At 38.9% G+C, this 24662-nt stretch carries 25 protein-coding genes; 16 read left to right on the top strand and 9 right to left on the bottom strand.

Annotation, left to right across the window (positions count from 1 at the left end):
- Positions 1 to 163 precede the first annotated feature (163 nt).
- Positions 164 to 1273: a ribosome small subunit-dependent GTPase A gene (gene rsgA / locus ACPK8D_RS05350; RefSeq protein ID WP_424716816.1), complete on the bottom strand. Its 1110-nt coding sequence runs from the start codon at positions 1271 to 1273 to the stop codon at positions 164 to 166.
- 215 nt (positions 1274 to 1488) lie between these two features.
- Here rsgA and ACPK8D_RS05345 point away from each other — a divergent pair, with 215 nt between their 5' ends.
- From ACPK8D_RS05345 to ACPK8D_RS05335, 3 genes are all read left to right on the top strand, one after another.
- Positions 1489 to 1683: a hypothetical protein gene (locus ACPK8D_RS05345; protein ID WP_424716815.1), complete on the top strand. Its 195-nt coding sequence runs from the start codon at positions 1489 to 1491 to the stop codon at positions 1681 to 1683.
- Between the two features lie 106 nt (positions 1684 to 1789).
- On the top strand, positions 1790 to 2185 hold the full coding sequence (locus ACPK8D_RS05340) for a DUF6326 family protein (protein WP_424716814.1): 396 nt from the start codon (positions 1790 to 1792) through the stop codon (positions 2183 to 2185).
- Between the two features lie 259 nt (positions 2186 to 2444).
- Positions 2445 to 2795 (top strand): VOC family protein, encoded by a 351-nt coding sequence (locus ACPK8D_RS05335; RefSeq protein WP_424716813.1) that lies wholly within the window; start codon positions 2445 to 2447, stop codon positions 2793 to 2795.
- A 353-nt stretch (positions 2796 to 3148) separates the two neighbouring features.
- Here the strand turns inward: ACPK8D_RS05335 and ACPK8D_RS05330 are convergent, their stop codons facing one another.
- Positions 3149 to 4318, bottom strand: coding sequence for a DEAD/DEAH box helicase (locus ACPK8D_RS05330; RefSeq protein WP_424716812.1), 1170 nt, complete (start codon positions 4316 to 4318; stop codon positions 3149 to 3151).
- A 249-nt stretch (positions 4319 to 4567) separates the two neighbouring features.
- On the opposite strand from ACPK8D_RS05330, the gene ACPK8D_RS05325 reads away from it, so the two are divergent.
- Positions 4568 to 4981: a hypothetical protein gene (locus tag ACPK8D_RS05325; RefSeq protein ID WP_424716811.1), complete on the top strand. Its 414-nt coding sequence runs from the start codon at positions 4568 to 4570 to the stop codon at positions 4979 to 4981.
- On the opposite strand, the gene ACPK8D_RS05320 is transcribed toward ACPK8D_RS05325, so the two are convergent.
- Positions 4966 to 5577, bottom strand: a complete 612-nt coding sequence (locus tag ACPK8D_RS05320; protein WP_424716810.1) for a GNAT family N-acetyltransferase — start codon at positions 5575 to 5577, stop codon at positions 4966 to 4968. The two genes, ACPK8D_RS05325 and ACPK8D_RS05320, sit on opposite strands and share 16 nt — an antisense overlap.
- Before the next feature lie 218 nt (positions 5578 to 5795).
- On the bottom strand, positions 5796 to 6776 hold the full coding sequence (locus ACPK8D_RS05315) for an alpha/beta fold hydrolase (protein ID WP_424716809.1): 981 nt from the start codon (positions 6774 to 6776) through the stop codon (positions 5796 to 5798).
- A 551-nt stretch (positions 6777 to 7327) separates the two neighbouring features.
- Between ACPK8D_RS05315 and ACPK8D_RS05310 the strand changes: the two genes are divergently transcribed.
- Positions 7328 to 7933: a pentapeptide repeat-containing protein gene (locus tag ACPK8D_RS05310; RefSeq protein ID WP_424716808.1), complete on the top strand. Its 606-nt coding sequence runs from the start codon at positions 7328 to 7330 to the stop codon at positions 7931 to 7933.
- A 190-nt stretch (positions 7934 to 8123) separates the two neighbouring features.
- Here ACPK8D_RS05310 and ACPK8D_RS05305 read toward each other — a convergent pair whose 3' ends face one another.
- Positions 8124 to 8408, bottom strand: a complete 285-nt coding sequence (locus tag ACPK8D_RS05305) for a CatA-like O-acetyltransferase (RefSeq protein WP_424716807.1) — start codon at positions 8406 to 8408, stop codon at positions 8124 to 8126.
- Positions 8409 to 9779: 1371 nt separating this feature from the next.
- On the bottom strand, positions 9780 to 9914 hold the full coding sequence (locus tag ACPK8D_RS05300) for a CRISPR-associated endonuclease Cas1 (protein WP_424716908.1): 135 nt from the start codon (positions 9912 to 9914) through the stop codon (positions 9780 to 9782).
- A 270-nt stretch (positions 9915 to 10184) separates the two neighbouring features.
- On the opposite strand from ACPK8D_RS05300, the gene ACPK8D_RS05295 reads away from it, so the two are divergent.
- Together ACPK8D_RS05295 and ACPK8D_RS05290 are read left to right on the top strand one after the other, a co-directional pair.
- On the top strand, positions 10185 to 10961 hold the full coding sequence (locus tag ACPK8D_RS05295) for a hypothetical protein (protein WP_424716806.1): 777 nt from the start codon (positions 10185 to 10187) through the stop codon (positions 10959 to 10961).
- Between the two features lie 15 nt (positions 10962 to 10976).
- On the top strand, positions 10977 to 11189 hold the full coding sequence (locus tag ACPK8D_RS05290) for a GrpB family protein (protein ID WP_424716907.1): 213 nt from the start codon (positions 10977 to 10979) through the stop codon (positions 11187 to 11189).
- A gap of 180 nt (positions 11190 to 11369) precedes the next feature.
- On the opposite strand, the gene ACPK8D_RS05285 is transcribed toward ACPK8D_RS05290, so the two are convergent.
- The gene (locus tag ACPK8D_RS05285) at positions 11370 to 11630 is read right to left on the bottom strand and encodes a CatA-like O-acetyltransferase (RefSeq protein ID WP_424716906.1); all 261 of its coding nucleotides are present in this window, start codon (positions 11628 to 11630) and stop codon (positions 11370 to 11372) included.
- Between the two features lie 263 nt (positions 11631 to 11893).
- Here ACPK8D_RS05285 and ACPK8D_RS05280 point away from each other — a divergent pair, with 263 nt between their 5' ends.
- From ACPK8D_RS05280 to ACPK8D_RS05245, 8 genes are all read left to right on the top strand, one after another.
- Positions 11894 to 12172, top strand: coding sequence for a hypothetical protein (locus tag ACPK8D_RS05280; protein WP_424716805.1), 279 nt, complete (start codon positions 11894 to 11896; stop codon positions 12170 to 12172).
- A 14-nt stretch (positions 12173 to 12186) separates the two neighbouring features.
- A complete protein-coding gene (locus ACPK8D_RS05275; RefSeq protein ID WP_424716804.1) occupies positions 12187 to 12537 on the top strand; it encodes a hypothetical protein in 351 nt (116 codons plus the stop codon).
- Between the two features lie 510 nt (positions 12538 to 13047).
- The gene (locus ACPK8D_RS05270) at positions 13048 to 13701 is read left to right on the top strand and encodes a hypothetical protein (protein ID WP_424716803.1); all 654 of its coding nucleotides are present in this window, start codon (positions 13048 to 13050) and stop codon (positions 13699 to 13701) included.
- A gap of 224 nt (positions 13702 to 13925) precedes the next feature.
- A complete protein-coding gene (locus tag ACPK8D_RS05265) occupies positions 13926 to 14258 on the top strand; it encodes a hypothetical protein (protein WP_424716802.1) in 333 nt (110 codons plus the stop codon).
- A gap of 23 nt (positions 14259 to 14281) precedes the next feature.
- The gene (locus ACPK8D_RS05260; RefSeq protein WP_424716801.1) at positions 14282 to 15520 is read left to right on the top strand and encodes a hypothetical protein; all 1239 of its coding nucleotides are present in this window, start codon (positions 14282 to 14284) and stop codon (positions 15518 to 15520) included.
- Positions 15521 to 15834: 314 nt separating this feature from the next.
- The gene (locus tag ACPK8D_RS05255; protein WP_424716800.1) at positions 15835 to 16023 is read left to right on the top strand and encodes a hypothetical protein; all 189 of its coding nucleotides are present in this window, start codon (positions 15835 to 15837) and stop codon (positions 16021 to 16023) included.
- Between the two features lie 286 nt (positions 16024 to 16309).
- Positions 16310 to 17110: an EFR1 family ferrodoxin gene (locus tag ACPK8D_RS05250; protein ID WP_424716799.1), complete on the top strand. Its 801-nt coding sequence runs from the start codon at positions 16310 to 16312 to the stop codon at positions 17108 to 17110.
- Positions 17111 to 17244: 134 nt separating this feature from the next.
- Entirely contained in the window at positions 17245 to 17970 is a 726-nt protein-coding gene (locus tag ACPK8D_RS05245; protein WP_424716798.1) for a TetR/AcrR family transcriptional regulator, read from the top strand.
- A gap of 304 nt (positions 17971 to 18274) precedes the next feature.
- On the opposite strand, the gene nudC is transcribed toward ACPK8D_RS05245, so the two are convergent.
- The gene (nudC, locus tag ACPK8D_RS05240; RefSeq protein WP_424716797.1) at positions 18275 to 19153 is read right to left on the bottom strand and encodes an NAD(+) diphosphatase; all 879 of its coding nucleotides are present in this window, start codon (positions 19151 to 19153) and stop codon (positions 18275 to 18277) included.
- A gap of 986 nt (positions 19154 to 20139) precedes the next feature.
- On the opposite strand from nudC, the gene ACPK8D_RS05235 reads away from it, so the two are divergent.
- Positions 20140 to 20754 carry a group I truncated hemoglobin gene (locus tag ACPK8D_RS05235; protein WP_424716796.1) on the top strand — a complete coding sequence of 205 codons (615 nt, stop codon included), beginning with the start codon at positions 20140 to 20142 and terminating at the stop codon, positions 20752 to 20754.
- Positions 20755 to 21858: 1104 nt separating this feature from the next.
- On the opposite strand, the gene ACPK8D_RS05230 is transcribed toward ACPK8D_RS05235, so the two are convergent.
- Positions 21859 to 24516, bottom strand: a complete 2658-nt coding sequence (locus ACPK8D_RS05230) for a calcium-transporting P-type ATPase, PMR1-type (protein WP_424716795.1) — start codon at positions 24514 to 24516, stop codon at positions 21859 to 21861.
- Positions 24517 to 24662: the final 146 nt, after the last annotated feature.

The raw sequence follows: 24662 nt of genomic DNA, 5'->3' as shown, positions 1-24662 counted from the left end.
ATTCTTCGAATGCTTCTTCTTTTCAATTTAATTTACGTGAGTAATTCTATAATTCCGGTAAGTTTTCACGCAGCACACCGAAGCTATGAAAATATAAAAAATTAGACTTAAAATGATTGATAAAATCCTGATAATTCTTGCCTTCTTTAAAATAAGCTTCACCTTACGGCTTCCCCGTAAATTTCTTATATTTTTTAATATCCACCGCTATTTGTTTGTGTTTTTCCTTTTCAAGCCTTTTCAGTCCGATTTCGGCTTTTTTCGACTGGAATATGAGTTCTTCAGTTAACCTGTGATAACTGGCAAGCCGTTCCTCAGGAATAATCCCATCCTTTACCGCCCGCAGGACAGCACAGCCCGGTTCGTCCCGGTGAGTGCAGTCTTTAAACTTACAATTGCGGGCTGCGTCAACGATCTCGGAAAAAGCTTTTTCAAGCCCGTCTGAAGAGTCTCCGAGCTGGATTTCCCTGATCCCGGGATTGTCTATAAGAACCGCTCCATTTGGAAGAGGGAACATCTGACGGACTGTAGTTGTATGCCTGCCTTTTTCATCGTCTTCTCTGATACCCGCAGTTCTCTGGACGGTTTCGCCAAGAAGAGAGTTGATAAGCGTGGATTTTCCGACACCTGAGGAGCCTATGAGTGCAACTGTTTCGCCGGGGTTGAGGTAAGAGATGAGTGCATCAAGCCCTGTTTTTGAGAGGGCGCTTAAGGGAATAACCGGCACTTTCCCTGTAATGGAACGGATTTTCTCTACCAGCCGGGGAGAGTTTTCCTCAAGGTCAATTTTGTTCAGTAAAATCACGGGATTTGCCCCGGAAGAGTAAACAACGGTAAGATATCGTTCGAGCCTTCGAAGGTTGAGATCCTTACCAACAGAGGTCACGATAAAAATGGCATCAAGATTTGCAGCAATGACCTGCTCTCCGCCCCCATCCCCTGCTGCACCTCTTGACAGGCAGGTTCTTCTGGGCAGGATATTAACAATCATTCGTGAGCCCATTTCAGGTTGGTCAAGCAAAACGACAAAATCACCTACAACCGGCTGCTTTCCGATTTTTTGGAGTGCACCGGAAATTCCTGCCTGTACGACAGCCCCCTGAATGAGAACCTCGCAGACCGTTTTATGCCGGGATGCCACTCTTCCGGGAGTGTAGCGTCCTTTGTAGGCAGCAAATGCCAGTTCAAGCTCTTCATCCCACCCTGGTACGGTATCCAAACAACCGTTACCTGAACTATGAAGTGAACTTTCCGTTTCGCGATGGTTGTTCATTAAATGGAAGTATCCGCTTAAATGGATAAATCTTTTGATATTTTATCTGTTATCAGTTAATTGCATCTAAAAATTCCTTACTTTACCAGATGCAGAAATTCCACCTGAGGATAAAAATCTTAATTCACCAGCAGATAAATTTTTTTATCCCAAACCTACTCCTCTGTTTGAAACTCTTTTTATAGAATTACAGAGAAGTATAGGAAAGAGTAAGAATGAATGGGAAAGATAAAGAGAACGAAAAAGAAGATGCAATAGGTTCTGGGCTTGCAATTGGCATGTCATTAGGTTTGTTAATTGGAATTATGATGGACAATATAGCCCTGGGAGTTGCTCTCGGACCTGCTCTTGGAATGGCTTTGGGAGCAGCTTATGGGAAAAAAGAGAAGGAGACAGTACGTGAAAAATAAATAGTAATATACTTTCATGCCAAATAAATAAGATAAATATTGGAAATTTCCTAAAAGACCTCTCGCTTATTCTAACTAAATTCACTTCTCTAAGGGGGCAGAAGTTTTGGAAGATTGGAAAATAAAGATTTCAGTGCTCTGGCTCTTTGCATCAATTGCCTTTTTGGCTCATCAGATAATAGTGCTTATGGAACCAGGTGTTATAACACAATTAATGGCAGGAGAAGCAGAAGGTCAGAAAATAAGCCCTGGTATGATACTATTCTTTGCAATCTTAATGTTGGTTCCAATGATGATGGCTTTCCTATCCCTGACCTTGAAAGATTCGCTGAATCGCTGGTTAAATATCATCGTGGGCGCGGTCTTTGCTGTCCTATGGTTCATTAGCGTAATTGAAGCTACACGGTCTGCATACTGGGGCGGAGCACTGATGACGCTTTCAGCAGTCGTAGCTTCGGCACTAATCGTATGGTATGCATGGAAACACCGCCTGGCATCATAATCAACAAAGCACCAGTTATTATGCTAATACTAAGAGCTGATCCCAAAACTCAAAAACTACTTCTTTGAATCCTGTTTTGAAAGAAACAATCTTGTTTTGAAAGGAACAATCGAACTGCTGATCAGGAAAATAGTTATGGGCACTTCCCAATATGGGAGCAAAAATGGCTTCTGGGATAGGTTTAGGATGGGCTCATTGATAAAAAATTACTAATTCAACATTAATAAATAATGATAAACAGTATCCATATGGTGATAATATGAAAGTTAAATACGCTACTATCATAGTTGAGGATATGGATGAGTCAATTAAATTTTACACAGAAGTTATGGGACTTGAAATAGATAGCCAGCACAATCCCCAACCTGGAGCAACAATCACATTATTGAAAGGGGAAGGGGATGCTATGATAGAGCTCATAAAAAATACAGAAAATGAAACTGGCCTGTTTTCGGTGGGAATGGATGTCGAAGACATAAACACCACAGTGAAAGAACTCAAATCTAAAGGTGCCAAAATCACCATGGAACCCATACCAATAACAGTTGGGACCCTTGTCTTTTTAGAAGACCCAAATGGAGTCAAAATAGCGCTAATTCAACACCACTAATCCTTTTTTTCAATTCATTGCTGCTTTTTAAAAAAGATGGTAAAAAAGGCATTTAAAGCTTTTAAATTGGAGAAGAAGGAATTCCGTTATTACTGGAGGTAATTATCTGGCAGCCTGTTCAGGTTGGGGTGGCCGCACGCAATTTGATTTTAGCATAAATCTCCCACCCCGCAGTCAACGACCTCTGCCCATTTGTCCGAAGGCATCGGAAGGGTGCATTTTGACATCGTAGTGGCACGAACTGGCCGTCGTTCTTATTCTCGTGCCTGGGTTTTTACAGGAGCAGTCCATTGCTCCTGCCGATGCCAATCGATCAATGGTTAGTTATAATGCAATGCACAGACGAACGGTGTCTAACAGTTTTTGTGCCTCGGTTTATGACCTTTTCTGGAGGGGTTGTTCATCCTATTTACCGGCTTTGGCAATCTTATTTCCGGTCTTTCAATTACAACCTTCTTCAGAGCAGGTAGTGCCTGTTCCTTAATATCTACATCATTGTCTTTCAGCACACTCATGAAATTAGCATGGTCATTTTTGGAAAGGATATTTACCGCTTTTCCTTCTGCTCCTGCTCGTGCAGTTCTTCCAATCCTGTGAATATACTGTTTACTCTCCCTGGGAATATCATAATTGTAAACATGGGAAACACCCTGTATATCAAGCCCTCTTCCGGCTACATCTGTGCATACAAGGACACCTATGTTCCCGGAATGGAATTTTTCCATTATGCGAGTTCGTTCGTTCTGTGTCAATCCACCATGAATTGCCACGGCATTGATACCTGATTTTCTCAGGTTTTTTGCGACTTTGTCAGTGTTTCTTTTTGTGTTACAGAAAACCATCCCGAGGTTTGACTTCTCATTTTGTAAAAGGTACACGAGCAGAGATAATTTCATGTCATCTTGTACTTTATAAACGACCTGATTCAATTTTTGCGGGTCGATATAAGACTCTGTTGATACTCGAACCGGGTTTTCCATGTACTTGCGGGAAAGCCGGACAATATCTTTTGTAATGGTAGCAGAGAACAAAAGGGTCTGCCTGTTTTGAGGACATTCCTTGATAATTTTTTCTACATCCACTTTGAATCCCATATCAAACATATGGTCTGCCTCATCAAGGACAAGGGTTTTCACATTATTGAATTTGATGGTATTTCTGCTGATATGATCGAGTAGCCTACCGGGTGTTCCCACAACAACCTCGGCATTCTTTAATTCTTTAATTTGTGGATTGATCCCTACACCGCCATAGATAGATGCGATATTTAACGGGTCGTATTTTGAGAATTTCCTGAAAGAATTTGCCACCTGCTCCGCCAGTTCTCTTGTAGGGGTCAGGATCAAAGCCTGAATTCCTTTTCCTTTTTGGGAATTTTGTAATATGCCGGAAGCAAATGCGAGTGTTTTTCCGGAACCTGTTGCGGCTCCGGCTATAACATCTTCCCCAGCAAGTATTAGGGGAATTGATTTTTCCTGTACTGCTGTAGGGCTTTCAAAGCCATGTTCATCTATTGATTTCAAAACAGCATTACTGAGACCTAGTTTTTTAAAATTATTCATAGTTAGACTTTCCGTGATTTTTCTGAAAAAGCTACTTAATTGCTTTTTCATATTCATATATTTAAGACATATTAAAAACAATTAAGAGCTATAAGCACAACTTCAGAAAAGTTAAGATTAATTTACTGCTTAAAAGTTAGTAATCGCTTATAACGTGAACTCTCCCTTTATACTTTTGCCTATTTAGATGATGTGATTACCCAGCATTCATTGTTCTTCCAAAGGTTCGACCCCAAATGGGTAGACCCAGACGGCATGACTTACGAAGAATATCAGGCTGCAATGGATAAGATGTGGCCCAGAATGGTAGGAACCGGAAGGGGAAGGCATAGACCTGCACCCAGACGACCCAAGGCGGCGGTTTATAGCGACCAGCGAGGGTGTAATCTTCAGTCAAGCGCCCCCTTAACCGAAGAAGACAGGCTCGAAGCGGACTGGCTTTGGGACAGTAAAGCCCTGCCAGGGACCAGTCCAGGTACCGTGACCCCTAAGAAGACGCACTGGAAAAATTATAAGATAGACGACACAAAATTTAAGTGCGAGGGTGGGATTCTAAAGTCCTTATCCTTCAATCAAACTGCGACATGTAAGGCAAAGTCCTCTTTTGTTCATAGTTTTAATTGAGTGTCCGTAACATGCTTCTCTTTGTAGGGAAATTGCTTTTCAAAATCCTCCAGCTCCTCACTTTCTATTTTAAAAACCTCGTCCTCATAAAATTTTCCAGAAATGTCCCTCAGGCTGCCATCGTAGAGTTCTAATGCCATAAATGCATCAAAATTATCGCCCCAAGATGTCTGGATATTATATTCTTTAGCATTGACAAAACCAAAACGATGATAATAGTCGGGATTTCCAAAAATAATTATACCTTTATATCCCAGCTGCCTTGCCCTTTCGATAGAATGATTCATTAATAAAGAACCGATACCCTGCTTTTGATATGATGGCGATACTGTAATTGGGCCCATACATAAAACTTCTAATTCATTGTTTTCCTCATTCAGGACCTTAGCTCTTGAATAAATAATATTGCCAACGATCGTATCCTTATCATATGCAACAAAATCCAATTCTTTTACAAATGCAGGTACTTTTCTTATTTTATGCACCACAAGATGCTCATCACATCCTGGTTTGTATAAATCCCAGAATGCTTCTCTTGTCATGTATTCTACAATTTTGAAGTCTTTTTCTTCTTCTAATCTGATAAAAATGTTCATTGTCGTTTTCTCCTCACCTATAAAATAAATCCGCCTCTTCAATTAATGAAAATAAAATTACTCCATTTTCACATCAAAATTAAAATCTTTTGCTATATTTGTTTGCATCTGGTCTTCTAAGATAATCCAGTCTAACTTAAGGAGATCTTCCCATATCTCAGCCTACTAATCCCCAAGAGCCTTTGGAAATGGTTAGTTAAATGTCCAGTCCATGCAGTTTAATAGGCGGATTCGTTTAGAAATTCTTTCACAAGCACCCTCGTCCCGTTCATTTGAGATAACATTCCATGACCTCCAGTATCATATAATACCAGTTGCGATTGGTTTATTTTACTGTGGGAATTTTCTGCATGTTTGTAACTTACCAGCGCATCATCTTTAGCGTGGATAATTAATGTTGGTGCACTAAGATTACCTGTAGGTACGGTATAAAATTCAATCATTTTTTCATCGTTTACGGTGCCTTTATACCTTTGAGACATTGGATGCATTATATCAAGCATTTCCTGTGCCAATTCTTTCTGTTCCGGATTAAACGTTTCGTACACCTGTGATGGAATTCCCATCAGATCCAGAATTGCAGGTTGGAAAAATCTTGTGAAGAGCCAGTATGCATAATCAGATTGCTGGATAGTGTGAATGATACTAACATAAAAAGGATCCTGGTCGCCTGGTGCCGGGCCCATACTTACAGCAGAAATCAATATCAATGCTGAGCATCTGTCAGGATAGTCATTTGCAAACTGAGTGGCTGACGGACCTCCAGCTGATACTCCAACAACAATTATTTTATCTATGCTTAAATTGTCCAGAAGAGTTTTATAAGCAGCGGCTTGCGATTCAATTGAAGCATTATCCGGAATGGGTGATCGAAGATAGCCATATCGTGAAACCGAGATGAATTTATAATCGTCCCCGAAAAATACTTTGCCCGCCCAGAGTCCCTGATCATAACCTCCTCCTGCTCCATGCAACAATAATACGGGCTTTCCTTCTCCCTCTACAGCATACTCAATATCACCATACTCTGTTTTCAAAATAGTACTGTTCGCAGGTAATTGCTTTTCTGCTTCCATCATCGTCTCGTGGTAATCCGGATAAGTTAGAGCAATTAGAATCATAGTTGAGCAAATTAAACATGCGAGTATAATTAGTGAAATATTCCTAATTCTTTTCTTAACTTCTTTCAAGAATACCACTTCCTATTTGTAGTCACTATATCCCGGACTCAAGTCCAGGCATTTTTGCAACCCCTAAATATCTCGTTTTTGAATACTGTTCAGCAATTATTTTTCAACAACATCCAAACCATTTAATAAAAAATTCTCTATATAATATCCCATAACTCGCATCTTTTTAATCATTCCTACTTTCTATACAAAAATCAAAAATGTAAGTTTTGATTGAAAGTTTTCTTACGACATTATCTGGTTGGCATGAAAATGAGAAACTCTTTTTAATTTCCTTTGTGGGTCCGGAGAAATGATTTTTATGGAAATTAGAATACACAGATTTTCTGATAAAACCTATACATTTTCTTTGTTTCCCTAATAGTGTGTTGCATAAAAGAAAATTAAAAATATTATCTGAGAATATTCTGCTTTTTATGTTCTTTTCCATGAAACTAAATTTTTATTTATATACTTATGATTTTTGCAACAGAACCGGAAAAACTATAGATGTGGCCTACTAGTGAGTAAGTCCTAAATAGTATAATCAATTGGAAACATCAGTCTATGGAGATGGAAGCATGTTGGAAAGCAGAATTGTAGCCGCACAATCTGATGACAGTTTTATAGAAAGGATACGCTTTGAAGGCGAAATGCTTTCGGACGTCGATATCGCAAGGATAGAATTTGAATCGGTACAGTTTATACAATGCCAGTTCAGCAAATGTGATTTTTCAAAAACCAGCTTTTACAATTCTGTGTTTGATAACTGCAATTTTGCGAATTGCAGTTTTATGGAAAGCTACTGGAAAGGCTCCAAAATCTTAACGTGCAAGGGCGATGGCAGCAACTTCAGCAAGAGCCACATGAAAGAAACCTCTTTAGCGGACGGTTCCTTTCGATATGCAGATTTTTCAAGTTCTGTATTGGAGAACTGCTCCATTCATGACTGCAATTTTACGGAAGCCTTCTTATCCGAGATTCGGTTAAAGAAGCCCACGCTGAAAGCGGTTAATTTCACAGGAGCGGATTTCTTTAAAGCCTTACTCAAAGGCATCGACTTATCGGACTGTATCATTGATGGGATCACAGTATCCGATACACGCAATGAACTCAGAGGGGCTATAGTCAATGCCGGGCAAGCAATAGAACTTGCTGCGCGGATTCTGGGAATCAAAATTGTGTAAGGCATTGACTCACTCACATAAATCAGAGGAGAAATGAATGGATCTGTCCAGTGTCTACCAGGAAAAGCAACGCTTTTATTATATCCTCTGGAAGATCGAAAGCTGTAACTATATTTAAATTGTCTGAAAAATAACTGTTACCGCTTCCGAATTTTTCTCTTAAAGCATTCTAATCTCCCATTATGCTTATCTACACTTCATCCAGGTATTTCTGCAGCTTATCCGCAAGTTTGCCAATATGAATACCATCAACAAATGCATGATGGATCTGGACTGCAAACGGCATCATAAATTTGCCTTCTCTTTCATGATATTTTCCCCGATCAAATATGGGTTGTGCTTTTTCCCTGTTTCCGAAATCCGTGTGCGAAATATGCGTAAATGTTATCCACTGCAAGGCTGAGAATTGATATACATCATTTTCTACAGGTCCGGTAAAATGTTCTTTTTGATTTTCTGCCGTTAAGATTGCCAATTTAGGACTTACGCACTTGAAATACAAAACAAAGCATAATAGACACTGTAGTTTGATCATGTTTTAGACTGTTAATGGTTTCTTGCTATTGGTTTTTCATTCAACTGCGTAAGTCCTACAATTGTACAAACTTCTCAATCGTATCCTGCATGGGTACATTTACTACCTTAAATAATTCTGTTTTTTGTCCAAATACCGGGATAATTGAGATTACCCCTTATCTTTTTTCAAATTGCGTCACATCTATCAAAGAAAATTATATCAAAATTAGAATAAGTTAAAAGAAAAGAAGGTTTTGTTGACGTTTAGCCTATAATTCCCATCCCCTGATCAGTCGGCTTGAATGCAAATAAAAACAATCAGTTTTCTTCTGCTGATCTACCCTGAGGTCTTAAAGAAATTAACTTCAATGTACAACTACATACATTAGAAAAATATAATATAAACGTCAGTCAGTTCATTTTCGAAAAAATTATATGCCGCTGATATTTATATATTCTGGTGTAATAGTTAGATCAGCGGAAAAGTCAAAAAATATCTGCTATTAAATTGCTCTATTTGATAACAAAAGAAGAATAGGGCTTTTTAAGACCCTATTGCAAAACAGTTTCCAGCAAAACAAGGATTGAAACAATAAAAAACGAAGGAGGAAAATATATAAAAAGAAATGAAGATGGTTGGGATAAGGAACTTAAGCCAGACATGAAATACTATCGAGGCTGGCATTTGATAGGTCTGGTCATTCTTATGCTTGTCAACGCATATATGGAAATTAAATGGCTTTTCTTTGGCTAAAAATTGCAAAACAGTTTCCAAAAAACAGCTTCCAACAGAGTTTTTCGGTAATCTCAGGAAAAAGTTTCATATTCAATTTACTATTTTCCTGTATTAGGCTCTGGATATGAACAGCCTGTTTTTGTGTAACTTCATTAAGCTGGCCTATCTGCTTGTTCTTTGTAAGCATTTGCTTATAAAGTGCCTAGTTTACTTTTGACTTGAAACCAGAGCCTCCCACTTATTCACCCTTTCCAGAACATGGCTGTTAAGAGTGAACGTTTTATCTGACTTGGCATTCTGCTTCATATAGTGCAATGTACCTTTAGAAAATCCAAGTTTTTTTCCAATCAACATACTAAATATTGAGGATCTTTTGCCTTATGTCATAGAAATCAAATCTCTCAACCTCATACTCAGGCTTAACAAAATCCAGTTTCTCTTTTTTGCTAGTAAGGTAATGAGCAATTCTCTTACCTTCAGAAAGATAATATAGCCACAAGTGCTTTCATTTCATTGATTTTCTTTATATCTTTTAATTTTTTGAGTTCCTCTGAATCATTAAAATTAACCTAAGGATGCCTTAATTTAAGATAGTCAAGAACTGACTGGGATTTTTTTTAACTTGGCCTCAATAAACTTCTTTGCTATCTCAACCCTCTTTTCTTGATCTTCAAAAGCTTGATACTGAGCAAATTTGGTTTTTACATTAGTACTTTCAGGAGGAAGCATTGTTGTCAAAAGAAGATGTAAGGTAGCTGTTTTTAACCAATTTTGGAGGCTCTATACGAGTTATTGCAGGCTAGAAGGATTTGGGGCCGACTACTTCGTTGCTTGCAGTGGGGCGCGCCAGCTAATTTTTATTAAGAGTTAAATTTATAGTTCCCATTGTTGTGTCTTAATATCATTGCCAAGTTGTAAAATTATTTATTTTACGTAATAATGTTACACTACTTTTATCACTAGGTTGTGGAACTGAGCAAGGATTGGAGATGAAAATAAATGGAACAGTTTTTAATAACCCCGGCAGCAGGAAAAAGATTAATAGCAAAAGCTCTGGTAAATCATCCAGCAGTAAATGAATCTCTTGCATCTGGGACCATTGTTATAATTGCTGGAACTACAAATGGTTACGTGGCTGAAGAAATATTGTCTTCTATAGGTCAAGCAAAAAATTTTTCAAGAAAAAGATTCTTCAGGGGTGTTGTACTTCCTCCTGGCGGTCCTGTAACCAGTTCCGGGCGTATTAAAGATGAAACTGGTTTTCCGGGAGATGTAGTAATTAAGGATGGTATCTGGAAACAGGGAGAAACTATTTTTAACGTTGTGGATGATTTGAAGGAAGGAGACGTGATTTTAAAGGGCGTTAATGCGCTGAACCTTCCAAAAGGACAGGCAGGCATTTACATTGGAGATCTACACGGCGGAACTATTGCTACATCGATTCAGGCAGTTGTAGGCCGACGTGTCAGACTGATACTTCCTGCAGGACTTGAAAAACGTGTTTACGCTGATTTAAATGATTTAGCACGGAAATTAAATGCTCCAGGTTCGCATGGGTCTCGTTTATTACCTGTAGCTGGTGAAATTGTCACTGAAATCGAAGCAATTTCACTTCTTACCGGTGCAAGTGCAGAACAGGTTGCAGGTGGTGGAGTAAGTGGAGCTGAGGGCGCTATCTGGCTTGCAGTAGATGGAAACGATGAACAGATTGAATCTACAAAGAAATTGTTAAATTCTATTATTAGAGAGCCTAATTTTGAGTTTATTTACAGATAGAGTATGTAATTTTCGCTGAGCTGCGATCTCCGGGCACTTCACAATGAGTCCAGATTTGACGGTAATCTTCGTGTCTTTTCAGTTGGATGCGAAGAAATCGACCGAATGATTGCATTCCGGAACTGGCTCCGACTTCACGAAGAAGATTGTCGAATATACGAAAACGCCAAGCGTAAATTGGCCGCTTGGATCTGGAAACATGTCCAAAATTACGCTGATGCGAAATAAGAGGTAATAAAAGATGTTTTTGCTCATGTACTAGTGTCTCGTCAAGAATAACTTGTCGTATTTTATATAGCTACAAAGGATAGATAAATATCAAATAAGGATGAACCTTCTATATTTCTTTCATATATATGAAAGACGGTAGCTGAATGTTTTAATTGTAAATCCTCCCATTATGCTTATCTACACTTCATCCAGGTATTTCTGCAGCTTATCCGCAAGTTTGCCGATATGAATACCATCAACAAATGCATGATGGACCTGGACTGCAAACGGCATCATAAATTTGCCTTCTCTTTCATGATATTTTCCCCAATCAAATATGGGCTGCGCTTTTTCCCTGTTTCCGAAATCCGTGTGCGAAATATGCGTAAATGTTATCCAAGGCAGGGCAGAGAACTGATATACATCATTTTCTACAGGTCCTGTATAATATAAGAGAATGAGGTGAAATATATAAGAGAATGAGGTGAAATTAGTGAAAAATCAAAAAGCAGACAGTATAAACGCGATCAAGATTGATTTTTCTGGTGAAATGGTAAAAGAGGCGAAAAAAGAGTGAAAGTGGCTTTTGGGATAGGCCCGTTGATAAAAAAAGATTGTCTCTGCACAAGTGACCAGAAACCATAAGTATCCATAGATACTAATAAGTTATTAACTAATACCTATTTCTTACATAATCATTACAGACTTACGGAAGTGAATAAATGGCAGAAGCATTAAATTCTGATAAGGTAAAACCTTCTCCAACTCTCAATACTATTATAATGGTAGAAGATACAATCCAAAACTTTCCAAATAGTGTCATAACGATTCCGGAACTCAAAAAAGCACTTCCACGACAGGTAAACCATAATACTTTAATGATTATTTTGGAATATCTTGAAAACAGTAACAAAATAATTATAGGGTTAAGAGGGATAACGTGGATTCACAACACAAACAAGAATTTAAGAAATGTTGCGATTTACGGACGTGAGCTATAAAGTGTGAATAAATTATGAAGCGTGTAAGTGTAAGATTAACTCCTGAAGCTGATGAAATATATGAATATCTTATAAGTAAGGCTTTGCACTCAAAGCAGGAGGAGACAATTCTTAATGCTTTTCATCAGAAAATAGAGTTAATAAAAAACGATGTTCATTATGGAAATCCAGTTGCTAAAAGATTAATTCCTTCTGAATATAAAACTAAATATGAAGTAAAGAACCTGTTTAGAGTGGAACTTCCCAGTTTCTGGAGAATGCTTTACACACTTACATCTGGTAATCCGGATGTTGGCACTCTCGTAATAGTGATTGATATAATCGATCATAAAAGATACGATAAAGTATTCGGTTACAAGAAGTAAATTTTCCCTTCAATTTTCCTTTGCCTTTACTTTTCCTTGAATCTCACTTTTACTAAGGTTTGCCTAAGGTTTGCCAATGGTTCATCTTGGAATAGGTTCCACTTTGCAGCCTCCTGGAACTCTCCGAATGATATTGTAATGCTTTTAGAAGTTCTGGGAATACTCCTGTTAGCCTCGAAACTTCCTCTATAATACAGCCTGCAACCTGTTTGCAGGAACTCTCCTACCCACTCACAAGAAATCAGACATATTTAAACACTTATCTTTTAGTTAAAAACTATCTATGTATCGAAAATCATCAGTTTATTCACAATTTAAATGATAATATAAATATTTTCAACTTTCAATCCATAGTTTGTACATGCAAGAAGGTTTTATGATTCCACTGCCTAAGTGCTAACAGAATGCTGATAAATAAAGGATATCAAAGAATATTGAAACGACTTCAAAACAATATCTTTATTATCCATTTGATCTATTTTTATGAGTTGATCTTTAAGAGTGATGCTGATGGCTAAGTATAATTTGGAAAGTCTTAACAGCTTTCTTGAAAATGGGGAAGAAGACGGTATAAGTGGTTTTATTTTTGAAACAGTCGAGACAGATTTTGATATCACACCAAATGAATTTCTTAATTTTGCCAAGCATGATTTTACAGCTAAATACGATCATCATTTAGTAAATTCCTTGTCAAATGTCAAAAGAGCTATTGATTCCCAATTAGATTCTTTATTGTTTGGGTTTGGTTTATCCGAAAGGGCAAAAAAGTGGAATTTTCCTACAAAAATTGATTTCTTGAATAGCATTGGAGTAGTTTCTCCAGGGATTTTAAAGAAAATTAACACAAAAAGAAATCTATTAGAACACGAGTACAGGAATCCAACAGAAGAAGAAGTAGAAGACGCATTAGATGTAGCCGAACTTTTTATAAAATATACTGATAAGTATTTGATTCGTGCTCTTAAATTCTGTGATGTATTTAGTAGAGGAGAAGGATATATCACAATAACTTTAGACTGGGAAAACTGTAAAATTACGTCTACTTATCGTATATATGAGGATGATAAATTTAAAAAGACAGTGACTGAAGAACTGACAAATGCCAGTCAAAAAGAGTATGGTGACTACTTAAAATTTTATCTTAAATTATATAATTACTTATAAGAATATAGCAAAAAGTTCATTAAGTTGTGCAGTTACAAAGTGCATAAAAGGGTACATTCTTAGCACACAAAAAAGTAATCTGTATTTGTGGAGGGAGGGTTTTCACCCTCCTAATGATCCAGAAATTAGGATCAATAAGAAAATTAAACCCACCTGTGTATGAAAATAGGCAAGCAAGCAACGAATAATAAATTTTATACATACCTATGGCTATTAACCAACATATGCCCATTTCAAAGGAAAAAGCCTTGGAATTAATCAACGAAAAAACCAAGCAATTTCAACACCTTTTAGACACAGCTACTTATAATACTCGTTACGATGCAGAATACTATGAAGCATATTATGGCACAGAAGGCTTATTGAAAGAACTTTTTTCAGAAGAAGAAGTAAGAAGATTTAGTTTGAGGGTATCTGCGTCTAGATCGATTAGAGTTGTAACTCCTTTTCTTGAATATGAAATAGAACTACTAACATATAAAAAACATATTAGCAAATGCATCTGGCAATTAAACGTGTATAAAGAATACAAAACTTCTGGGAAGACCCAGAAGTAACTAAAAACACAATTAATGGTACCATGAACCCGAAAGCTGATGTTTTGTTGGTCACTGCAACTAAAGTAGAAAGTAAAGCAGTTATTGAGATCTTCCAAGATGCAACTGTCCAAGTGCCTCAACGAGTACCTATCGGCGACAGGATATATCACTCCATTGGCAGTATCAATGGAGCGAAAATATTTATGGTTCAATCTGAAATGGGATCTGGAGGACCAGGAGCATCTTTACAGACTGTTGAAAAAGGTATTCATGCTTTATCTCCTAGTATAATAATTATGGTAGGAATTGCCTTTGGCATGGACTCAGAAAAACAGTCTATCGGCGAGATTTTGGTTTCACAGCAATTGATGCTTTATGAACTCCAACGAATTGGCACAAAGGATGAAAGTCCTAAAATAATTCTGCGTGGAGATAAGGCACACGCATCTCCACGGCTTTTGAGCTATTTCCGAAGCGCTGATTTTGACTGGGACGAATCAAAGTGTAAAGTAAATTTTGGTCTCATACTTTCTGGCGAAAAATTGGTGGATAATATCGACTTTCGTCAACAGTTGTGTGATCTATGTCCAGAAGCTATTGGTGGTGAAATGGAAGGCTCTGGTCTGTACGTTGCTTGTTTAGACAAGAAAGTCGATTGGATTCTTGTCAAATCTATCTGTGACTGGGCTGATGGAAATAAAAGTGAAAACAAAAACAATCAACAGAAGCTTGCAGCCGGAAATGTTGCTAGTTTTGTGCTGCATGTGTTGCAACAAATTCCTTTTACAGGGAAAGAGCAGGCATGGGAAGGTGTATCTAGTCAGGAATCCTTGAAAACTAGTGCAGACAAGATATTCAATATACAAAAATCAGAAAAAACAAAAGATGCTGCAAAAGCTATAGACATAAAGTTTGCAAAGTTCAGTGCTCCAAAATATCAACAACTTGCTGAAATGTTCAAAAATGAAAGTAAATCTACTTTAAAGTCTAACTATGTCCCTGTCAATCCATTATACTCGCAAAATGATATTGACTTTTTATTTAAGTATGACATTAGTAAATTTGACTACAACTTATCATCTGAAATAAACCAATTTTTTGAAGATTTAAGTGAAGCAGAGAACGCTCGCATTTATATACAAAACAACTGTAAAAACCCTAATCCTCAAATACAAACTTTATGTACTATTGAATACCAAAATATGAAATCTTATCTAAGATCTAGCATCTGCAAAGTAGCAGATATTAGATCACAATTAAAAAAGATTTACACAACCTAAGATAGACCTTTTTACCTTTGTTCAATTCCTTTTTAAAATTTTTTCGCTTTTCATTCCTTCTTTTTTATTTATTATCTATTGTAGCAGTTACAAGATTTAATTCGTACCTTTTTGTACAGAGAGACAATACCAGAATTCTAATCGACTTATTTTAAAAATGACTAATAGGTTACTACTGTAAAAAAGGGACTAGGTATTACTAAAAAGAATACTTTCACCACGCTTCACTCAAATTTTTATACATTTAGAGAGTATTCTATATTGGGGATCTCAGAAAAAGGAGAACCCGAATATACTAAAGAGGATTTAAAATAATGTCAGAAGATGACGGTTTTATTGTATTTCTTGGAACTGCAATCCTTTTAGGAACTTGGTTAGAAGAACACCCAGGTATTTTAGACGCAATATACTTTATAAAAGACCATTTCCTGCTTATATTAGCCTGTGTGGGGTTGGTGGTCGTTGGTATAATGTATATCAAAAATAGGATCGAGAGATACTAAAAAATTTTTAAAAACAGATTTAGTTAATTTTTTGAGGAATCAATTTCTGTTAAGTCAGGCTCTTTTTCTTTGGTTGTGGTAATTCTCTAGGCAACCTGTAAGAGATCAGAACCTGACTCGAAGGATACCGAAAGAAAAAAACTCTCTAGGAGCCTTCCTTAGGTATTTGATATTTTTTCCCTGAGAAATACTATATCTAACTCACAGTTATTTACTAACCAACAGTTATTTAATTACCAATCGTTATATTATAACTTAGAGTTACACAATTGATGGAGTAAATAAAATGAAAATGGAATCTGTGAAACTGGTTTATTTTTCACCTACCGGAACAACAAAAGCGGTTGTTCAGGGCATTGTGCGTGGTATTAATCCGGGGACCGTGGAATTAATTGATATTACCGGACCGGATGCAAGAAAACAACCATTGGTGACCTCGGAGAATGAATTGCTTGTTATTGGAGTTCCTGTTTATATGGGGAGAGTGCCGGCATTATTAAATGAATGGCTGAGTGCAATTCAGGCTCATAATACACCGACGATTTATGTTGTGGTTTATGGCAATCGGGTATATGACGATGCACTGCTCGAACTAAAAAATACTGTAATGAAATGTGGGGGTATTCCCATTGCCGGGGCAGCATATATCGGGGAACACTCGTTCTCAAATTCCGAGACACCAACTGCACAGGGACGTCCCGATAAAGATGATTTACACCATGCAGAAGTACTTGGACGGAAAATACGTGAAAAGCTGCAATCTGTTTCATCGATCTCTCAGGTTTCTGATGTGCATGTGCCTGGCAATTATCCTTATGGAGGGGTTACGAAACTGTGGATTGTTGATTTTATCGCAGTCAGTGATGCATGTGCCCAGTGTGGAATCTGTGCAGAGAAGTGTCCTGTTGGTGCTGTTGATGCAGAAAATTCCCGTTTGATCGATATAGAAAAATGCATTACCTGCTGTGCGTGTATCAAGAGCTGTCCTCAAAATGCCAGATCCATGAAACCCGGACTGGTAAAAGATGCATCAGTGCGTCTCCATACGCTCTATAGCCAGCGAAAGGAACCTGAATATTTTATCTAATGAATATATCTCAATTGGTGGTATCGCAATCGCTAAAACCGGAAAACTGGAATACATTCATTCCTTAAATCATATAACTGAAAGTTATAATATAAAACATGAATTTATAAATGTGGGTCAGGTTGAGTAGAACTATGGGAGTCGCCGATAGAAGACAACGAGAAAAGGAACAGCGAAAGACCGAGATCATTGATGCAGCCGAGCGTCTCTTTTTTTCTCGAAGTTACGAAGATGTTTCCATGGAAGACATCGCCCGCGAGGTCGAACTGAATAAGGCTACAATTTATCTGTATTTTAAAAATAAGGAAACACTTTTCGCAACCATTGTACTTCGTGGTATTCAGATCCTGAAGGAAAAATACACGGAGTGCATGGAGAAACAGGCGCCGGGTATTGTCAAGGTAGTCCTGATGGGCCAGGCCTATTACCAGTATGCACAGGAATACCCTCATTACCTCCGAATGATCCATTTTTACGGTTCTGAGCGTTTTTCCAAAGAAAATCCGTGTAGCGCAGAGATTGGAAAGGGGTATGGCACCTGCCGTTTGATCCTGCGGGATGCGATCCAGGAGGGTATCGATGACGGTACAATCCGGGCCGATCTCGATCCGTTCCTGACCTCGATGTACCTTATGATCTCCTTCATGGGTATACTGTCAATGGAAAATAAATGGAAACTGGTGATCGAGGCTGAGGGGTTCAGCTATGAGCAGTATGCCAGTGAGTTTTTCCGGTTCATAACTCCTGCTATCTCTTCAGGTAAGGAATCTCACAAAATCGATGTCAAAGATTTCGCATCATTTGGATTCTTTTTAACCGAGCCTGTGGAGCCTGAGAAGAAAAAGAGAAAAAAATCTTAAATTTTTCAGAATTTTGATGTTGAATTTTTTTCGCCTCTGTTATTCCTCAAGGATGCAGGCGGGCAGGCTCCGGAGAGGTATGAACCGCGGGGGGTCTGGGTTCGGGTCGGTGAGTTCAAAAGAAGGTAAAAGAATTTTCCAGAAAGAAACCACGAAAGCGTTTTTTTTCGGGGTCTCCGGAGGGTCTGCAAGAAATCAGACCCTAAACCAGAGGAAAGAGAAAAGTTTTTCACAGGCTTTAGACGGGTTTTTGAGCTATTTATGCAGGATGAATAAAACTTAAACTAAAACATGAATCAGGCTCTTAAATTTCAACTCCTTCTTCTTTAAGGAAATAGTCAATCAGCTGTCTTGCAATGCTTATTTTTCCAGGCAGTTCAGGCAGGTTTTCAACCGAAAACCATCGGGCATCATCAATTTCAAGCCCATCGGGCCGGATTTCCCCTGAACTGTATTCCGCAGTAAACCCGATCATAAGAGAATTCGGAAACGGCCATGCCTGTGTTCCGAAGTAAGTGATATTTTTAACCTCAATTCCCACTTCTTCCCTGATTTCCCTGACAGCAGCAGCTTCGGCTGATTCTCCTGGCTCAACGAAACCGGCTATCAAACCATATAGGCATTGCGGGAAATTCGGGGACCTTGCAAGCAAAATTTCATGCCCTTTCCGGATAAGCACTATAACAGCAGGTGAGATTCTCGGATAGAAAAGCTCCCCGCAGTCAGGACACTCTTTTCCCCTTTCTCCGGGCTTTTGCAGGGTTTTTGTCCCGCATCGGCTGCAAAACTGGTTTGTCCTGTCCCATTCCATAACCTGGACTGCTTTATTAACAAGCGTAAAACACTTTTCATTCATTTCCGAATACGCCTGCCTGAGATCCACGAATTTCATTCCCTCAGGTGCCTGCGCGTCTCCGGAAAGTTCCACGGAATAGCAGTGTATTCCCTCAAGCATCCCTAGATACTGTTCCCTGATTCCCGAAAGCCCAAGCTCGCCAAAATCCAGCAGTCTGGGAATTACTCCAGGGTTTTTATTAAGCTTGACGAGAATCTCACGGCCCCGGAAAATAAACCAGAGCGCTTTTTCCGTCCTGTCGGCTGGCGACTCGATGCCTATGACAAATTCCGGGAAGTATTCCGGGCAGGTTGGATTCTCCCTTTCTACTGGGGTCATAATGTTCATACTTATTGTTTTTGTTCTATATATGATTACAGGATTATTTTTATTCAATATCATTTAGCTCTATTCCGTATTTCCCGTGCCACGGAGGTTTTTAAGGCTCTTCGCTGTTCTGTATGGGTTGAAAATAATTACTTAGTTAAAAGGTAGCCAAATCAAAAGAAAAACATTGAGTTTGAATTTGATTTTCAACAATAAATATTTCTGAATTTTGGGCATGTTACTTCAATACTAATGAAATGGATATAAGTTACCCACTCGAAACAGCGAAGAGCCGTTTTTAATCCCTCCGAACTTGAAGCTTGGGGCAAAAAAAGCCCGATCCGAACACTACTATAACGGTAGCTAAGGCATAGAAATAATGGTGTCGCTTCTTTCGTGCTTCCCTGTTTTCAGTAGTTTGCTTTTTCATTTTGAGTTGTCAGGTAACTCGACTTGCCAACTATCTAAAACACTAAAAAATAATTCTGATTTCAGAAAAATTAAATGTCTATCCGAAACGTATAGTATTTTGCAATCATGCCCTCTTGTAAATATAGCGTGATAACAGAAACAATGAGATACTACCCATACTTTGAGAAGACAATCGGTAACATAACTGATAACGAAACCATTTACAGATCTTCTAAAATAGTTATCATTAGGATTGATTTTTAGACTATGGTATTTTTTCCTTCAATAAGTGTATTAAGTGCAAAAAATATGATAAATAGATTATATATTTATCACTACCTTTCTCAATAAATTTTTTTCATTTTACACGGTATATCCTTTAACCATGTTTTCTAGTATACTTTCTACATTTATATTAATCGAATACATGCTGGTGTTCTAAAGAATGCAAAATTATATGGTTATATTAAGATATTCTATTTTATTCAACTTGGGGAATTATATGTAGTCTTTTTTAATTTAAGTGTGGCTACTGTAAGTTTTTTTCTCACTATAACGGCATATAAAAAGACAATTGGAAATAAGGGGTGGTAGATATGAAAAGTCAAATCAAAAAGACAATAGCCGTTTTACTGGCAGTCTGTTTTTTAGTGTCACTGACTGCTGCGGCAGTAAGTGCAGTATATGCTGCTGGCGGAGAACTTGATGATTCGGAAGGTAGAGTAGTAAGCGAGAAGTGTAAGGAAGAGAATGAGGGGAAACAAGACAAATCTTTGTATGAACGTCTTGGTGGGATCTATGCTATCGCTCTGGTAGTGAATCGTTTCAGCGATACTATTGTGAACGATCCGATTGCTGGGAAAAATTCAAAAAACCCTGCACTGAGGGAATGGCACAACAATAAATTAGATCGATTGCCAGGCCTCAAATTTATGAGAACTCTATGGGTTGCTTCAGTGTCAGGTGGGCCATTCAACTATACAGGCAAAAACCTCGCAGATGCTCATCGTGACTTGCGGATTTCACCCGAAGAGTTCGATGCGGTCGCAGCAGATCTCGAAGAATCACTCGATTACTACAATGTTCCCGAACGAGAAAAAGAGGAAGTCTTAGCTGCCTTCGCAGCACATAAGGATGAAGTAACTGCCGGTTATTTCGAAGCGAAATTAAACGAAAGTGTAAATAATACTACCAAATGTAAACAGTACTGACCTTGGGATAAGTTCCTATGAAAATATGTTTTGAGAGAAGGTGGGAAGTACTTTGAAAAACAGAAATTACATTTTTTATGGTTTTCCTCTACTAATGAAGAAATGTGTTAGAAGAAATGTGTTAGCAAAAATTTTATTTTGACTCTAAACTTATTCACAAAAACAGATTATTTACAATCCAGTAGAAAAATCTTACGAATAGCAATAAAATATGAAAAATAATAACACTTTCTGATTTATTTGCAAGAATTGTTTGGAGTTTATTACTCTCAATAATTTACTCTATAAAATTGTTCTAAATCCCAAAATTCTCCTTCATATCAAATAGACTCTTGTTCACTCGCTTCTTTTAATCGTTATCGGCTAAAGCCTACTATGTTTTTGAGTTTAGTTTCGTTCCAGAGACCATGTAACGCTTTTAAAAACAGCTATCGACAGACCCTATATTTTGAAGACAATATTTTTCCCTTCAATAACAATATTAAACATAAAAACGTTAAAAACATGTAGCAAGCCAAAATATAGTGATTATACGTTTTTGTACTTTTTTTAATTGATTTCCATCCTTTTTATTCAAGTATTACTACGTTTGAATATCTTCAAATAATTATATGCCTTAATTAAGACACTCTTTCTGTTCAAAGAAAGAAGTTAAATGGATAATGGATAAAAAATAGGCTCGTATTGTATATTTATCACTAGAAGCATATTAATTTATAGTTTTGAGGTAGGCGGCCTAATAAAAGAGGCAGTCAGTCATGGATTACATAAAGACCTGGAAAGAGGTTATACTGAGACCTTCGTTCTGTTGGTTATAGCCCGGAGATTTTAAAATAGTATATGTAGAATTAAACGGACACGGAATATTATAGATCTATTTAGTAGGAAACCTAATCGAGTCTTCGGATAGGTTCTAAGTTAGAATTAATTAAAAAAGCTTCCAGTTACTATAAATCTTAGAGAAGATGGAAAAGGATATGCTTAAAAGCAAATCCGTTTCTTATTTCCATTTTAATTCAATCTTGGTTTTAATCCGAATTCTATTCTTTTACTCCTTTATTCATGCAATTCGATTTTCCGGTTCATCTGAACCTATTTCCTTCTTTACCTGTGCATTCTCCATTCCAGATATTTCGTAAACTCCATCGCTATAAGCGTGGTCGAAGCCAGCGGAATTATCATTGCCCAGTCGGAAAGCGAAAGGGGAACAGTCCTGAAAGCCGTCTGCATAATAGGAATATAGATTGCAGCAAGCTGCAGGATTATGGTGCTCAGTACGGCATAGATAAGGGACCTGTTGGTAAAGATTCCCAGGGAGAAGATCGAATACCTCTCCGAGCGCCAGTTAAAGGCATTAAACATCAGGGAAATAACCACAAGGGTAAAGATCAGGGTCTGGATCTTCGGAAGGGACACCCCGTTATTGAGAGCCCAGTAAAGAACCCCAAGAGACTGTACTGCAATCAGAAGCCCAAGTCCGAGGCTTGCTATAAGCATTCTTTTTGAAACCAGCCCTTCTTTTGATTTCCTGGGTTTCTGCGTCATAAGCCCCCTGTCAGGAGCTTCAAGGGAAAGCGCCATTGGAGGCAGGCCGTCGGTGATAAGGTTGATCCATAGGATCTGGACCGCAATGACAGGCAGGATCTGCCAGGCAAGCACCCCGACCAGCACAATAAGGACCACCCCTATGTGGCAGGTGAGGCCGTAGGCAATGAAGTTTTTAATATTCTTCAATATATTGCGGCCCTCTTCGACTGCCGACACAATGGATGCGAAATTGTCGTCGGTCAGGATCATGCTTGAGGCTTCCTTGCTGACATCCGTGCCTGTGATCCCCATAGCAATGCCCATATCTGCAGCCTTCAGGGCAGGAGCATCATTTACCCCGTCTCCGGTCATTGCAACTATGTATCCCTTTTTCTTGAGAGCCTCAACCACCTTCAGCTTGTGCTCGGGATATACCCTTGCGTAGACCGAAATCTTCTCCACGATTTCTTCAAATTCTCTGTTATCAAGGGCATCAAGTTCGACACCTGTAAGGACAAGGTCTCCCTCCCGGAAAATCCCAAGCTCCCTTGCAATCGCAAAAGCCGTGGTCCTGTGGTCGCCTGTAATCATTATTGTCCTGATTCCTGCACTGGTACAGGTAGCAATCGCAACCTTTACCTCCTCTCTTGGAGGATCGCGCATACCCATAAGCCCTGCAAAAACCATCTCTTTTTCAGCTTCTTCAGGAAGGATATCTTCAGGAACCCTGCGGTAGGCAAATCCCATAACCCGAAGCGTCTGGTTTGCCAGGTCGTTTACGACATCCAGGATTTCCTGCTTTCTTTCAGGGGTTAAATCTTCCTCACATCCTCCAAGGAAAATTTTCGTACAGGAAGCAAGGATAACTTCAGGAGCTCCTTTGGAATATGCATATAACCCGTCTTCGGAACTGTTCAGGGTAGTCATCTTCTTCCGCTCGGAAGAAAAGGGAACTTCTCCTTTACGCCTGTGTTTCTCCTCAAGGGCGGTTCTCCAGATGCCTTGTTTAGCTGCCGCGACTACAAGAGCGCCTTCGGTGGGATCGCCTGTGATATTCCAGACTCCTTCTTCTTTAACCAGCCCTGCATCATTACAGAGGGTTCCTGTAACCAGCAGCCTGTGAAGATGTACATCTTCGGAAACAGGACTGTCTCCGCTAAAAAAGTCTCCTATGGGTTTGTATCCCTCGCCTGTAACGTTCAGGAGAGTCCCGTTTACGTACACCTTTTCTACTGTCATCTTATTCTGGGTAAGCGTCCCGGTCTTGTCGGTACAGATGATGTTGGTAGAGCCAAGAGTTTCTACTGACGGCAATTTTCTTACAAGCGCATGCCTTTTCACCATTCTTCGGACGCCAAGAGCAAGCCCGACCGTCACAACTGCAGGAAGAGCTTCGGGTATGGCAGCAACTGCAAGGGCAACCCCCCAGAGGAACATCTCAAAAGGATCGAAGCCCTGAAAGATTCCGAGTATAGCGACAAAAGCCACAACTATAAGGGTCGCAATCCCGAGCCAGCGCCCGAACTGGTCAAGTTTCTCCTGAAGGGGGGTTCTTTCCCTTTCGATTTCTCCCAGAAGCCCGGCCAGCTTCCCGAAAGCCGTACTCATGCCTGTTGCCGTAATAACGGCTTTTCCCCTGCCGTAGGTGACCGAGGTTCCGGTATAAACCATATTCTTCCTGTCAGGCTGCGGGGTTTCAGGAGGGAAAATTGAGGTGCTCTTTTCTACAGGAACGGATTCTCCGGTAAGGGAGGATTCGTCTACCTTCAGGGAAAGAGCCTCAAGCAATCTTGCATCCGCAGGAATCCGGTCTCCTGCCTGCAAAAGCAAAATATCGCCCGGGACAAGCAGGGAAGAGGGAATTTTTACTTCTTTTCCGTCCCTTATTATCAGGGCTTCGGGGCTGGTCAGTGATTTCAAAAGTTTGATTGACTCTTCTGCCCTGTACTCCTGGACAAAACCAAGCACGCCAGCAAGGATCACAGTAAACAGGATCACTGAAGCATCAACAAGCTCTCCGAGGAAAGCGGAAACCAGTGCCGCAGCCATCAAAATCAGAATCAGGAAACTTTTGAACTGGTCAAGAAAAAGCTTTACAACCGAAGTCTTTTCTTCTTCTTTAAGTTCGTTTTTTCCGTACTTTTCAAGCCGGTTTTCCACTTCTCCCGAACTAAGCCCGGCTTCGGACGTGTTCAGGACCTTTAGAACCGCGTCAGCGGCTTCATCATAATACATCCAGTTTTTATCTCCAGTTAATCCATGCAAACGCCTTCAACCTGAGAACGTTTACAATCTGCCAGTTTTAACTATATTTTCGAGACGGTAGTTAATTCATTAATAGAATATAGAACTTCGGATGGAAAATCCCTTAAAACGAGCCT

It is taken from the genome of Methanosarcina sp. (assembly GCF_049706645.1).
Taxonomy (GTDB): domain Archaea; phylum Halobacteriota; class Methanosarcinia; order Methanosarcinales; family Methanosarcinaceae; genus Methanosarcina.
Note: the sequence above shows the minus strand (reverse complement) of the source record. Positions and strands in the feature narration are given on the sequence as shown.